Origin of the sequence: Streptomyces sp. NPDC005492 (genome assembly GCF_040605995.1) — a bacterium.
In the GTDB taxonomy this organism is placed as follows: domain Bacteria; phylum Actinomycetota; class Actinomycetes; order Streptomycetales; family Streptomycetaceae; genus Streptomyces.
Genome location: NZ_JBEXDX010000001.1, coordinates 578,140 through 590,686, shown reverse-complemented (window position 1 = coordinate 590,686; position 12,547 = coordinate 578,140). Strand labels below are relative to the sequence as shown.

General features: G+C 70.2%; 12 protein-coding genes. 3 read left to right on the top strand and 9 right to left on the bottom strand.

Annotated features, from left to right (window positions below; translation table 11 throughout):
• Nucleotides 1-550 precede the first annotated feature (550 nt).
• Nucleotides 551-1,558 (bottom strand): stage II sporulation protein M, encoded by a 1,008-nt coding sequence (locus ABZT04_RS02735; RefSeq protein WP_356052094.1) that lies wholly within the window; start codon nt 1,556-1,558, stop codon nt 551-553.
• 128 nt (nt 1,559-1,686) lie between these two features.
• On the opposite strand from ABZT04_RS02735, the gene ABZT04_RS02730 reads away from it, so the two are divergent.
• Nucleotides 1,687-2,709, top strand: a complete 1,023-nt coding sequence (locus tag ABZT04_RS02730; protein ID WP_356052092.1) for an RDD family protein — start codon at nt 1,687-1,689, stop codon at nt 2,707-2,709.
• Between the two features lie 45 nt (nt 2,710-2,754).
• Here ABZT04_RS02730 and ABZT04_RS02725 read toward each other — a convergent pair whose 3' ends face one another.
• The gene (locus ABZT04_RS02725) at nt 2,755-3,369 is read right to left on the bottom strand and encodes a hypothetical protein (protein ID WP_356052089.1); all 615 of its coding nucleotides are present in this window, start codon (nt 3,367-3,369) and stop codon (nt 2,755-2,757) included.
• A gap of 150 nt (nt 3,370-3,519) precedes the next feature.
• Nucleotides 3,520-4,977 carry an adenosylhomocysteinase gene (gene ahcY / locus ABZT04_RS02720; RefSeq protein ID WP_356052087.1) on the bottom strand — a complete coding sequence of 486 codons (1,458 nt, stop codon included), beginning with the start codon at nt 4,975-4,977 and terminating at the stop codon, nt 3,520-3,522.
• Between the two features lie 387 nt (nt 4,978-5,364).
• Between ahcY and lepB the strand changes: the two genes are divergently transcribed.
• Nucleotides 5,365-6,039, top strand: a complete 675-nt coding sequence (lepB, locus tag ABZT04_RS02715; protein WP_356052085.1) for a signal peptidase I — start codon at nt 5,365-5,367, stop codon at nt 6,037-6,039.
• A gap of 13 nt (nt 6,040-6,052) precedes the next feature.
• On the opposite strand, the gene ABZT04_RS02710 is transcribed toward lepB, so the two are convergent.
• From ABZT04_RS02710 to ABZT04_RS02685, 6 genes are all read right to left on the bottom strand, one after another.
• Nucleotides 6,053-7,033: a cation diffusion facilitator family transporter gene (locus tag ABZT04_RS02710; protein ID WP_356052083.1), complete on the bottom strand. Its 981-nt coding sequence runs from the start codon at nt 7,031-7,033 to the stop codon at nt 6,053-6,055.
• Nucleotides 7,034-7,162: 129 nt separating this feature from the next.
• Complete coding sequence (gene manA / locus ABZT04_RS02705; RefSeq protein ID WP_356052081.1) at nt 7,163-8,314, bottom strand: mannose-6-phosphate isomerase, class I; 1,152 nt, start codon at nt 8,312-8,314, stop codon at nt 7,163-7,165.
• A gap of 98 nt (nt 8,315-8,412) precedes the next feature.
• Complete coding sequence (locus tag ABZT04_RS02700; protein ID WP_356052079.1) at nt 8,413-9,540, bottom strand: SIS domain-containing protein; 1,128 nt, start codon at nt 9,538-9,540, stop codon at nt 8,413-8,415.
• Nucleotides 9,541-9,571: 31 nt separating this feature from the next.
• Entirely contained in the window at nt 9,572-9,742 is a 171-nt protein-coding gene (locus ABZT04_RS02695) for a Trm112 family protein (protein ID WP_019072213.1), read from the bottom strand.
• 128 nt (nt 9,743-9,870) lie between these two features.
• Nucleotides 9,871-11,235 (bottom strand): phosphomannomutase/phosphoglucomutase, encoded by a 1,365-nt coding sequence (locus ABZT04_RS02690; RefSeq protein ID WP_356052077.1) that lies wholly within the window; start codon nt 11,233-11,235, stop codon nt 9,871-9,873.
• A 138-nt stretch (nt 11,236-11,373) separates the two neighbouring features.
• Nucleotides 11,374-11,805: a DUF3499 domain-containing protein gene (locus tag ABZT04_RS02685; protein ID WP_078532602.1), complete on the bottom strand. Its 432-nt coding sequence runs from the start codon at nt 11,803-11,805 to the stop codon at nt 11,374-11,376.
• A 279-nt stretch (nt 11,806-12,084) separates the two neighbouring features.
• Between ABZT04_RS02685 and ABZT04_RS02680 the strand changes: the two genes are divergently transcribed.
• Nucleotides 12,085-12,534: a metallopeptidase family protein gene (locus ABZT04_RS02680; protein ID WP_356052141.1), complete on the top strand. Its 450-nt coding sequence runs from the start codon at nt 12,085-12,087 to the stop codon at nt 12,532-12,534.
• Nucleotides 12,535-12,547 lie beyond the last annotated feature (13 nt).

Here is a 12,547-nt window from a genome sequence, read left to right as displayed (position 1 = left end):
GATATCCGGTCGACATACACGAGAGCGGAACCATCGGAGGAATAATCCGACGGTTCACAGCGTCCTCGCTGTATGTGTTCTTCAAAGGAACCTCGTCCCGGCCGTATGACCGAAGACGGGGTATCAACATATCTGGCGTTGATTTTTGGCACGCTGTTGAGTTCTCAAGGAACGGACGCTTCCTTTGTACTCACCCTCTCGGGCTTTCCTCCGGGCTTTTCCCTTCGGTCTTGCGTTTCCGACTCTATCAGACCGTTTCCGGCTTCTGATTTCCTCGGCGCTTTCCAGGTTTTCGCTTCCGCGTTTCCCTTTCCGGCGGTTCCGACTTTATCAGAAGTTCGGGGCCGGACTTACCAGCCGCTTTTCCGATTCATCGGGAGTGTGGCTTCTTTGAAATCGATCTCTCAAGAAGCAGATAGACACTCACCGTCACCGACCGGATCAGATCCAGTTCTAGGCAACTGTTCGAATCTACCTCCCCGACCGGTCCGTGTCAACGGCTTCTGTGGGGCGAAGAGGAGACTAGCAGTTCAGCGGGAGTGCCCGCACATCAGGCGGCCGTCGGTACGGAGGAGCTGCGTTCGGCCGCTTCAACGTCGCCCGTCTCACCGGCGCGTACGGCACGGCCGCCCAGGACGTAGACGTACGTCAGGAAGGCTCCTTCGGCGATGACGCCGATGGCGATGCGGGCCCACGTGGGAAGGCCTGACGGGGTGACGAAGCCTTCGATGGCACCGGAGACGAACAGGACCAGGGCCAGGCCGATCGCCATGCCCACGGCGGCTCGGCCCTCCTCGGCGAGGGCCGTGCGGCGCGAGCGTGGGCCGGGGTCGACGAGGGTCCAGCCGAGGCGCATCCCCGTGCCCGCCGCCACGAAGACCGCCGTGAGTTCGAGCAGGCCGTGCGGGAGGATCAGGCCGAGGAACGTGTCGAGCCGGCCGGCCGACGACATCAGGCCGATGCCGACCCCGAGGTTGAGCAAGTTCTCGAAGAGGATCCAGAGGACCGGTAGGCCCAGGAAGACACCCAGGACCAGACACATAGCGGCGGCCTGGGCGTTGTTCGTCCAGACCTGCGCCGCGAAGGCGGCTGCCGGATGGCTGGAGTAGTAGGTCTCGTACTCGCCACCGGGGCGTGTGAGTTCACGCAGTTGGCTCGGGGCCGCTATGGAGGACTGCACCTCGGGGTGGGTGCCTATCCACCAGCCCAGCAGCACCGCGATCACGGTCGACAACAGGGCGGTGGGAACCCACCAGTGGCGCGCCTTGTAGACCGCAGCCGGAAAGCTGTGCCCCAGGAAGTGCGTGACATCGCGCCAGGAGGCGCGACGCGTTCCTGTCACCGCACTACGCGCGCGTGCCACGAGTTGGCTGAGCCGACCGGTGAGCTGGGGGTCCGGGGCGCTGGACTGGATCAGGGAGAGATGGGTGGCCGTGCGCTGGTACAGGGCCACGAGCTCGTCGGCCTCGGCGCCATTGAGGCGACGCTGGCGGCGGAGCAGCGCGTCGAGGCGGTCCCACTCGGCTCGGTGGGCCGAGACGAAGACGTCGAGGTCCATCTGGTGCCTGCTCCTCGGCTGCTCGTCGACTGCTGGTCGGGGATCAGCTTGTCGTACTGGGGCGCGATGTGCCCTCAGCTTGGCAGACTGACTGTTCCGGGGGCAGAGCAGGGGAAAGGGCGGCGGGCGTGAGTGAGCTGGTGACGGGCGAGGCGGTGGCGCTGGAGTTGCGCCCCGCGAGGCTGCCCAGCAGGGCGCTGGCGGTGATGCTCGATCTGATCGTGGCCATGGCCGCCTACACCGGCGTGACCGTGGCGCTGATCTTTTCCACGGCCTCTTTGGACGATGCCGCCCAGATCGCACTGTCGATCGCGGCCTTCGTGCTGGTGCTGGTGGGCGGGCCGATAGCGGTGGAGACGCTGAGCCATGGGCGTTCGCTCGGGAAGCTGGCGTTCGGGTTGCGCGTGGTCCGGGACGACGGCGGACCGATCCGGTTCCGGCACGCGCTGGTGCGGGGTGCGATGGGCGTGGTCGAGATCCTGATGACCTTCGGAGTCGTCGCCTGTATCGCCTCGCTCGTCTCGGCGCGCGGTCGACGGCTCGGTGATGTGTTCGCGGGCACTCTGGTCGTACGGGAGAGGGTGCCCGCTGGGCAGACGGCCTTCGTGCCTCCGCCGCCGCCGTGGCTGTCCGGACGTTTCGCGGAGCTTGATCTGTCCGCCGTTCCCGACGGGTTGTGGCTGGCCATCCGGCAGTACCTGACGCGGATGCAGCAGTTGGATCCGCAGGTCGGCTGGGCCATGGCCGAGCGGCTCGCCACGGACCTCGTGGCGCGTACGGGTGCCCCGGCGCCGCAGGGTGTTCCGCCGGCCGCGTATTTGGCGGCGGTGGTGCAGGAGCGGCAGGCTCGGGATGTGCGGCGGACCTTCGGGAACGGTGCGGGCGGGGGTGCACCCGTCGGCGGGGCCTGGTCCGGCGGGGCCGGTGTGCCGGGCGCGTTCGGCAACCCGGCGGTCCAGCCGTCGTCGGCGCCTCAACAACCGTTCGGTTCCGCTCCCGCGCCTGCTCCTGTTGCCTGGCAGCCCCCCGCCACTCCCCCGCCCACCACCGCGGGCGGCACGGGAATCGAGCCGGTCGCGCCCGCGCCCAGCACTCCGCACTCGTCGCCGGCCGAACCCCGGCCCTCCACCGGCTTCGCGCCGCCCGCCTGACCGGGCCGGATCGTCTCCTCCGCGAACGGCCCGTCACGACGCCGCTCAGCCGAAGACCGACGGCGGCGACTCCAACTCCTCCAACTCGATGCCGGGTGCCGCGAGCACGACGTCTCCGGCGATGTGCACGGCGTGCTGCTCGCCCGTGTCCAGGGCTGTGACCTGGTATTCGTCCACGGTCAGAGGGCCGTTGTCAGTGCCGTGTGTTTCTCTTTTCAGCAAGGCCCAGGACTGGTCCACAGTGCGCGGGGCGAGGACCGGGTCCGTGAAGGTGACGAGGCGGACGCGGGTCGCGGCGGAGGAAGGGGTGAGGCGCAGGAGACGGGTGGTGGCGATGAGGAACGCGGGGGAGGTGCCGGTGAAGGCGTGGGCGCGGACATTGCCTTCGGTGGCATCGGTGCCGGTGGGGTCGGTGCGGACCCAGGTGACGCCGTCGAGAGCGGCGCCGCGCACCTGCCAGCCCGCCGCGTGGAGCTCCAGACGGATGGGGCGGCCGAGTTCGTCGAGGGTGAGGTCGACGGAGCCGCTGTGCTCGCCGGACGGGGTGGTGAGTTGGGAGACGTAGCGCCAGCCGGACGGGCCGGGGGCGCACTGGAAGTGTTCGTCTGCGAAGGGGGTGTGATCGTGCGGATCGTGGAGCGAATATCGGCCGCGGGGCATCGGGGTCCTGGGTCTTGACGGGCCGGTCCGGCTGAAGGAGCCAAAAGGGCAGGCCCCCGGCACGGGGGTGCGGGGGCCTGTCTCGGTGGACCTGGTCGCTGTGACCGCGTTCAGTGCACGGACGCGGTCACAGCGGGCGGGGTCGCTGGATCAGTAGCGGTAGTGGTCCGACTTGTACGGGCCGTCGACCTCTACGCCGATGTACGCGGCCTGCTCGGGGCGGAGCGTGGTCAGCTTCACGCCGAGCGCGTCCAGGTGGAGGCGGGCGACCTTCTCGTCGAGGTGCTTGGGCAGCACGTAGACGTCGGTCGGGTACTCCTCGGGCTTGGTGAACAGCTCGATCTGGGCCAGGGTCTGGTCCGCGAAGGAGTTGGACATCACGAACGAGGGGTGGCCGGTGGCGTTGCCCAGGTTCAGGAGGCGGCCCTCGGACAGCACGATGAGGACCTTGCCGTCGGGGAACGTCCAGGTGTGGACCTGCGGCTTGACCTCGTCCTTGACGATGCCGGGGATCTGCGCGAGGCCGGCCATGTCGATCTCGTTGTCGAAGTGGCCGATGTTGCCGACGATCGCCTGGTGCTTCATCTTGGCCATGTCCGCGGCCATGATGATGTCCTTGTTGCCGGTCGTGGTGACGAAGATGTCGGCCTTGTCGATGACCTCGTCCAGCGTCGTGACCTGGTAGCCGTCCATCGCCGCCTGCAGTGCGCAGATCGGGTCGATCTCGGTGATGATCACTCGGGCGCCCTGTCCGCGCAGGGACTCCGCGCAGCCCTTGCCCACGTCGCCATAGCCGCAGACGACCGCGGTCTTGCCGCCGATGAGGACGTCGGTGGCGCGGTTGATGCCGTCGATCAGGGAGTGGCGGCAGCCGTACTTGTTGTCGAACTTCGACTTGGTGACGGCGTCGTTCACGTTGATCGCCGGGAACAGGAGGGTGCCGTCGCGGTGCATCTCGTAGAGACGGTGCACGCCGGTCGTGGTCTCCTCGGTCACGCCGCGGATCTCCGAGGCGAGCTGGGTCCACTTCTGCGAGCCCTCACTGATGGTCCGCTGCAGGACCTGGAGGACGACGCGGTGCTCGTCGGACTCGGCGGTGTCGAGGGAGGGGACCTTGCCGGCCTTCTCGTACTCGACGCCCTTGTGGACGAGCATGGTGGCGTCGCCGCCGTCGTCCAGGATCATGTTCGGGCCGCCGGTGGGGGTGTTCGGCCAGGTCAGCGCCTGCTCCGTGCACCACCAGTACTCCTCCAGGGTCTCGCCCTTCCAGGCGAAGACCGGGATGCCCTGCGGGTTCTCGGGCGTGCCGTTCGGGCCGACGGCGATGGCTGCGGCCGCGTGGTCCTGGGTGGAGAAGATGTTGCAGGACACCCAGCGGACCTCGGCGCCCAGGGCGACCAGGGTCTCGATCAGGACGGCGGTCTGCACGGTCATGTGCAGCGAGCCCATGATGCGGGCGCCGGCCAGCGGCTGGCTGGCGGCGAACTCCCTGCGGATCGACATCAGGCCGGGCATCTCGTGCTCGGCGAGGGTGATCTCCTTGCGGCCGAACTCGGCCAGGGAGAGATCGGCGACCTTGAAGTCCTGTCGGTTGTCGACAGTCGTCATTGCGAGGTGCTCCTCGGGGTTGGGGCGAGGTGGGTACGGCTGGTCTGCGCGGCGACGGACACAGGAGTGCCCGAAGGAGGGCACAGGAATGCCCGCGTACACGCAGCGCAGTCCGTCGGAGGCCCTCTCTCCCTCGGTCGGTCCGCGGTGGGACCGCCCGACCGCCATCAGCAGCGACGTCTGGCTCCGTCCCAAGCTACACCGGTGGGCCCTTCCGCCCCCAGCCCGCTTCGGACAGATCCAGCCGAACTCGGGCGGGCAACCGGTGTCGGACCGGGTGCGCGGGAGAGCGACGGCAGGATGCTTCGCGCCTGCGGGCCCGCACAGCCTGTTCACAGGCACCCGCTAGCCTCGGCGCCGCGGAAGTGCCGCATGGGGAGGGAAACGATGTCGGGCAAGGGGCGGGCACTCGGGGTCACGGCTGTCGTGGTGGGGCTGTTGGGGGTGGTGTTGGTGGTCGGTTCCCTCGCGTATGCACGGAACTTCTACGGGAGTTCGACCGTCAACAGTCAGAGCATGGCGCCGACGTACAAGCCGGGCGACCGGATCATCTTCGAGAAGGTCGACGGCGGTGCGGTGCACCGCGGTGACGTCGTGCTGTTCTCGGCGCCGGACCGCTACGGGTTCACCGGGAGTGTGCTGCAGCGGGTCGTCGGGGTGGGCGGCGACCGCGTGGTGTGCTGCACGGGCTCGGGCACGGACGCGCGGATCACCGTGAACGGAAAGCCGTTGGTGGAGCCCTATGTCAACCAGGGCGATGTCGACGGCCTGCACAAGACGTACGACGTGCGGGTCCCGAAGGGGCGGCTGTTCCTGCTCGGTGACAACCGTGCGGACGCGCGGGACTCGCGGTTCTTCGCGAGCGACCACGACGGGACGGTGGCCGAGTCGGCCGTCCGGGACCGGGTGACCGACGACCGTACGGTCGGTCTCGTCATCGGGACGGCCGTCATCGGCGGCGGCGCCCTCGCCCTGGTCGGTATCGGCCTGGGCATCGCCGCGTTCGTCGTACGGCGGCGGAAGGCGGCGCCGGTCGCGCCGTGGCACGTGCAGCAGGTCTAGGACCTGTGCGGACTCAGTGCTCGGCGGGGTGCTGGGCCGGGCCTCCGGGGGTCGCCTCGCGGTCCGGGCCCTTGGAGGCCTCGGACTCGCTGTAGATGTCGGGTTCGAGGTAGATCACGCGGGCGATCGGGACGGCTTCGCGGATGCGGGACTCGGCGGCGTTGATCGCGGTGGCGACCTCGGCGGCCGTGTCGTCGTGCTGGACGGCGATCTTGGCGGCGACGAGCAGCTCCTCGGGGCCGAGGTGGAGCGTGCGCATGTGGATGATGCCGGTGACCGTGTGACCGTCGACGACGGCGGCCTCGATCTTCTGGACGTCCTCGATGCCCGCGGACTCGCCGAGCAGCAGGGACTTGGTCTCGGCGGCCAGGACCAGTGCGATCAGGATGAGCAGGATGCCGATGCAGAGCGTGCCGATGCCGTCCCAGACGCCGTCGTCGGTGAGCAGCGCCATGCCGACGCCGCCGAGGGCGAGGACCAGGCCGATGAGCGCGCCGAAGTCCTCCAGGAGGACGACCGGCAGCTCGGGGGCCTTGGCGCGGCGGATGAACTGGGACCAGGAGTGCGCGCCGCGCAGTTCGTTCGACTCCTTGATGGCCGTACGGAACGAGAAGCCCTCGGCGATGATCGCGAAGACCAGGACACCCACCGGCCAGTACCAGTGCTCCAGTTGGTGCGGGTGCTTGATCTTCTCGTAGCCCTCATAGACGGCGAACATGCCGCCGACCGAGAAGAGGACGATGGAGACGAGGAAGGCGTAGATGTACCGCTCGCGGCCGTAGCCGAAGGGGTGCTGCGGAGTGGCCTCGCGCTGGGCCTTCTTGCCGCCGATGAGGAGCAGTGCCTGGTTGCCGGAGTCGGCGAGGGAGTGGACGCCCTCGGCGAGCATCGAGGACGAGCCGCTGAAGGCGAACGCCACGAACTTCGATGCCGCGATCGCGAGGTTGGCGCCGAGTGCCGCCACGATCGCCCTGGTGCCGCCTGACGCGCTCATGTGTTCGCGGTGTCCCTTCGCCTTCGTACGTCTGCCAGTGGCCGTCCGGCCGTCTTTGCCCGTCCTTTGCCGGTGGGCCATTCTTGCAGCCCTGCCCGGCGACGGCTCGTCAGGTATCCACAGGCCCGGTCATACGATCACAGTGGCCCGGAAGACCGTGCCGGCTCCGGACACCTCGGCCTTGTCGCCGGCCGGGACGAACACCGACTGGCCGGGGGCCAGTTCGAACTCGCCCGCCCGCACGGCACCGGCCGTGCAGAGCAGGATCTGCGGGGTGTCCAGGGTGAGGTCGTGGGCGTCGGCACCCGCCGCGAGGACGTACCGGGACAGCCGGAACTCGTCGATGGGGGTCTCGTAGACCTCCTCGCCGTCGGGGGACGCCTCGGGGCGCAGCACCCCGGGGTCGCCGGCCTCGAAGCGGACGACGCGCAGGAGTTCGGGGACGTCGACGTGCTTGGGGGTCAGGCCGCAGCGCAGGACGTTGTCGGAGTTGGCCATGATCTCGACGCCGAGGCCGTCGAGGTAGGCGTGCGGGATTCCGGCGCCGAGGAACAGGGCCTCGCCGGGCTGGAGTCGGACGTGGTTCAGCAACATCGCGGCGATCACACCCGGGTCGCCCGGGTAGTGGTGGGCGAGGCCGGCATAGGGGGCGTAGTCGCCGCCGAGGCGGGCGCAGGCGGTCGCCGTCGCGGTGACCGTGTGCCGCATCTCCTCCGGGTCCGCGGTGAGGATCGCCGTGAGGACCTCGCGCAGGGCGGCTTCCTCGGGGTGTGCGTGGAGGAGGTCGACGTACGGCTTGAGGGAGTCGACGCCGAGGCCGGCGAGCAGGTCGGCGGCGTGCAGCGGGTCGCGGAAGCCGCACAGGCCGTCGAACTCCGTGAGCGCGCAGATCAGTTCGGGCTTGTGGTTGGCGTCCTTGTAGTTGCGGTGCGGGGCGTCCACCGGGATGCCCCGGGTCTCCTCGTCGGCGTAACCCTCCTTCGCCTGCTCCAAGTTGGGGTGCACCTGGAGGGAGAGCGGCGCGCCGGCGGCGAGGATCTTCAGCAGGAAGGGCAGCCGGGGGCCGAACTTCGCCACCGCCTTCGCGCCCAACTCCCGCTCCGGAGCCGCCTCGATGACGTCGACGAGCGTCCCGCGCGCGGTGCGCGAGGGTGCGCCCGGGTGCGCGCCCATCCACATCTCCGCCTGCGGCTCGCCGCTCTGCTCCACACCGAGCAGCTTGGGGATGGCGGTGGTGGAACCCCAGGCGTAGGGGCGGATCGTGTTGTCGAGGCGGTCCATGCGGTTCTCTACCGGTTCTCTCTGCGTACGACTTGGGTATGACGCGGCTTCGCGCCCACGACGCCCCTTGTACGGCGGTCAGGGCTTCGACGACAAGATCAGGCGCCCGAGGCGAGCGCCAGGTAAACGGCGGCGAAATCCGTCATGGCGATCAGCTCCGCGAGGGTCTCCAACTCGCCGCCGTCCTCGGGCTCCAGCTCGCTGATCGGCGTGTCGTGGCTCAGGGCCAGGTCACGGGCGGTCGGGGCGGCGGTGAGGCCGCCGATCGGGCGGTCCCGGAGCAGCACCACGCGTGCGTGCATCACGGGCGCCTCGTCCACGCGGTCGCGGAAGAAGTCGTCCGGGTCGGCGCCGGCGGCGAGCGGTCCGGCCAGCAGGGCGTTGTGCTCGGCGAGCGCCTCGGGCAGTTCGGAGACGAGCGCGGGGCGGCCGGCCAACTCCGCGAGCGCGGCGGCGAATCGGCGGCCCGCCGGGCCCGCCGAGATGCCCTCCGTCCAGATCACCGGGAGCGAGTCGGCGAGTTCGGCGGCGAGGGTCTTCGCGGGGTTGCTGTACGTCGCGACGGCCGGCCCGCAGCGCTCGGCGACCTGGTCGAGGCGGTCGGCGACCTTCGCCAGGGCCTCGGGAGGTGCGCTGAGCAGGCCGGTGCGGTCCAGGAGTGCGAGCAGCGGGGTGAGCAGCGCCCAGAGGACTCCGGGGGCGGAGGCGGCGAGGGGTTCGTCGTCTTCGTAGGGCGCGGTCGCCATCGGTACGAAGAGGCCGTGGGCGCCGTCCACCGCCTCGGTGAGGGGGCTGCGGGACGGGGCCACGGCGACGACGGTGCAGCCGCGGCGGTAGGCCTGCTCGACGAGCAGGGACAGGCCCGGTTCGCTGCCGTCCGGGGTGGTGATCAGCAACAGGTCCACGGAGCCCGCCCAGCCCGGGAGTTCCCAGCGCAGGGCACCGGCCGCGGGGGCCACGCCGGTGGGTGCGAGGCGGGTGACGGGGCTGCCGGCGCCGGCGAGCCTGCCGAGCAGGTCGGCGACACAGGTGGCGGCGGCGCCGGGGCCCGCGATCAGGATGGCGCGGGGGCGGCCGTCCGGCTTCAGGTCCTGGACGCCTGCCTCGGCGGCGTGCCGGGCGGCTGTACGCACCCGAGCGCCGGCCTCGGCGGCACCGCGGAGCAGGGCTCGGCGGTCGGCCTCGGCCAGTGCCTCCGGGGAGTCGAGCAGCGATTCGTCGAGCATGGGCGGCGGCCTCCGATCGCGTCGTCGTCGGTTACGCGGGGTGGCGGGCCTCGTCGACGAGCAGCACGGGGATGCCGTCCCGGACGGGGTAGGCCAGGCCGCAGTCCTCGCCGGTGCAGATCAGCTCGGTGTCCTGCTCCTTGAGGGGGGCGTGGCAGGCCGGGCAGGCCAGGATCTCCAGGAGGCCGGCTTCGAGCGGCATGGGGTGTCCCTTCAGGGGGCGGGTGTCTACGGCGCGGTGCGCGGAGGCGCCTGGTCAGGTTACCGCCGTTGGCACCACGCGCGCGGTGTGGGTGCCGGGCGCCGGCGTCGAGAGCGCACCGCCCGCTGTCAGCCCCTGATGATCCCCAGCACCTCGTCCCGCACCTTCCCCATCGTCGCCTCGTCCCGCGCCTCCGCGTTCAGCCGCAGCAGCGGTTCCGTGTTGGACGGGCGGACGTTGAACCACCAGTCGGCGGAGGAGACGGTGAGGCCGTCGAGTTCGTCGAGGGTCAGGTCGGCCTGGCCCTCGTAGGCGGAGCGGATCGCCGTGAGGCGGCCTTGCTGGTCGTCGACCGTGGAGTTGATCTCGCCGGAGCCCGCATAGCGGTCGTACTGGGCCACGAGGGCTGAGAGCGGACCGTCCTGGCCGCCCAGCGCGGCGAGGACGTGGAGGGCGGCCAGCATGCCCGTGTCGGCGTTCCAGAAGTCCTTGAAGTAGTAGTGCGCGGAGTGCTCGCCGCCGAAGATCGCGCCGGCCTTCGCCATCTCGGCCTTGATGAAGGAGTGGCCCACGCGCGTGCGGACCGGTGTGCCGCCGTTCTCCCTGACGACCTCGGGGACCGACCAGGAGGTGATCAGGTTGTGGATGATCACGCCCGTGCCGCCGTTCCTCGCCAGTTCGCGGGAGGCCACCAGCGCGGTGATCGCGGACGGCGAGACCGGGTCGCCGTGCTCGTCGACCACGAAGCAGCGGTCGGCGTCCCCGTCGAAGGCGATGCCGAGGTCGGCGCCCTCCGCGCGGACGCGTGCCTGGAGGTCGACGATGTTGGCCGGGTCGAGTGGGTTGGCCTCGTGGTTCGGGAAGGTGCCGTCCAGCTCGAAGTACATCGGGACCAGGGTGAGCGGCAGACCGGCAAACACGGTGGGGACCGTGTGGCCGCCCATGCCATTGCCCGCGTCGACGACGACCTTCAGGGGGCGGATGGAGGTCAGGTCGACGAGGCCGCGGAGGTGCGCCGCGTAATCCTCCAACGTGTCCCGCTTCGTGATCGTTCCCGTCGGGCCGGAGACCTCCGGGGCGCCCGAGTCCAGCCAGGACTCGACGAGTTCGCGGATCTCGGCGAGGCCGGTGTCCTGGCCGACGGGGGCCGCGCCCGCCCGGCACATCTTGATGCCGTTGTACTTCGCCGGGTTGTGCGAGGCCGTGAACATGGCGCCGGGCAGGTCGAAGGCGCCCGAGGCGTAGTAGAGCTGGTCCGTGGAGCACAGGCCGATCTCGGTCACGTCGACGCCGCGCGCCGCCGCCCCGCGCGCGAAGGCGGCGGAGAGGCCGGGGGACGAGGGCCGCATGTCGTGTCCGGTCACGATCGCGCGCGCCCCGGTCACCTCGACGAAGGCGGCTCCGAACAGCTCGGCCATCGACTCGTCCCACTGGTCCGGGACGACCCCCCGTACGTCGTACGCCTTCACGAGCTGCGACAGATCAGCAGACACGGCCAACCCTCCAGAAAGTCCCAACGGTCGCCCCAAACTACCCGTCAGGACCGACAGCGCGACGTGCGGCAACCGAGCCTTCCACACACCGTTACCTCAGCTCAGGACGGCAGGGCGTCAACTCCGGGACCGGAAGCGTCAGTTGTCCGGCGAGCGCAGGACCCGCAGATGACCCCGACGGGCGACCTCCATGGGGTCCGCCGTGCGGGCTCCGCCTCCGCCGCCGGCCCCGGCCGCCCGCTCCTGGGGGCGGGCCGCCTCGCGCACGGCGTTGGCAAGCGCTTCCAGGTCGTCGCCGCTCGGGCGGGCCGGAGCGGAGCTGTCGAGCAGCCGGACGACCTCCCAGCCACGGGGCGCGGTGAGGCGCTCGGAGTGCTCGGCGCACAGGTCGTAGCAGTGGGGTTCGGCGTAGGTGGCGAGTGGGCCGAGGACCGCGGTCGAGTCGGCGTAGACGTACGTCAGCGTCGCGACGGCGGGGCGGCCGCAAGCGGTGCGCGAACAGCGACGTACAGGGCTCACGACGTTGGACGGTACCGCACTCTTGAGCGGGCCGCGACGACTCTCCCCCAGGTCACCCCACCGTGTCGAGCTGTGAGACGCCCCACACGCATCTCCGGTAACACGCCGCTGACCTGCACGGACACCCCTTCCCAAGATCTCGAACAGGGTCGAACCCGGTCACCACTCGGCACAAACACCGTCAATTGCCTTGAGAGCGACGGTCTTGGAGACATACGGAATCGAGCCCAACCTTGGCTGGAATGGTCATCCGGCGACATGCCGCACGGAGCGCCCGGCGGCGGGTGGCGTCGGGCGGGCGGACCCGGCGGGGACTACGCTTCACCGGTGATGGAGACCCCCGTACCACCCTCTGCCGCCGGCCCCGGGCCCCGCCGTCGCGATCGACACGGCCGGGGCATGCGCGGCCCGATCGCGCCGCCCCAGGTTCCGCTGGCCGCGAGCCGTGCCGAGGCGTTCGCGGATCTGGTGCAGGACTCCGTGGAGCGCCTGGAGCGACGCTGGCCGCAGTTGGCGGACATCGATTTCCTGGTCCTCGAAGTCCCTCGACTGGGTGGCGCGGGCGAGGGCTGGAACGACGAGTCGGTACCCCTGGGAGGCACGGTCGCCGCCCGTGAAGGGCATCCCGCGCGCGTGGTGATCTATCGGCGGCCGGTCGAGATCCGTACGAAGGGACGCGACGAACGGGCCGCCCTGGTCCACGAGATCGTCGTGGAGCAGGTCGCCGAACTGCTGGGGCTCACCCCGGAGACCGTCGATCCGCGCTACGGGGAGGACTGACCTCCCCGCGCGC

What these genes read in the sequence shown, in the direction of transcription:
- ABZT04_RS02710 (WP_356052083.1), bottom strand. Translation starts at nt 7,033, where the DNA reads ATGAGCGCGTCAGGCGGCACCAGGGCGATCGTGGCGGCACTCGGCGCC.
- ABZT04_RS02680 (WP_356052141.1), top strand. Translation starts at nt 12,085, where the DNA reads ATGGAGACCCCCGTACCACCCTCTGCCGCCGGCCCCGGGCCCCGCCGT.
- ABZT04_RS02700 (WP_356052079.1), bottom strand. Translation starts at nt 9,540, where the DNA reads ATGCTCGACGAATCGCTGCTCGACTCCCCGGAGGCACTGGCCGAGGCC.
- lepB (WP_356052085.1), top strand. Translation starts at nt 5,365, where the DNA reads ATGTCGGGCAAGGGGCGGGCACTCGGGGTCACGGCTGTCGTGGTGGGG.
- manA (WP_356052081.1), bottom strand. Translation starts at nt 8,314, where the DNA reads ATGGACCGCCTCGACAACACGATCCGCCCCTACGCCTGGGGTTCCACC.
- ABZT04_RS02735 (WP_356052094.1), bottom strand. Translation starts at nt 1,558, where the DNA reads ATGGACCTCGACGTCTTCGTCTCGGCCCACCGAGCCGAGTGGGACCGC.
- ABZT04_RS02695 (WP_019072213.1), bottom strand. Translation starts at nt 9,742, where the DNA reads ATGCCGCTCGAAGCCGGCCTCCTGGAGATCCTGGCCTGCCCGGCCTGC.
- ABZT04_RS02725 (WP_356052089.1), bottom strand. Translation starts at nt 3,369, where the DNA reads ATGCCCCGCGGCCGATATTCGCTCCACGATCCGCACGATCACACCCCC.
- ahcY (WP_356052087.1), bottom strand. Translation starts at nt 4,977, where the DNA reads ATGACGACTGTCGACAACCGACAGGACTTCAAGGTCGCCGATCTCTCC.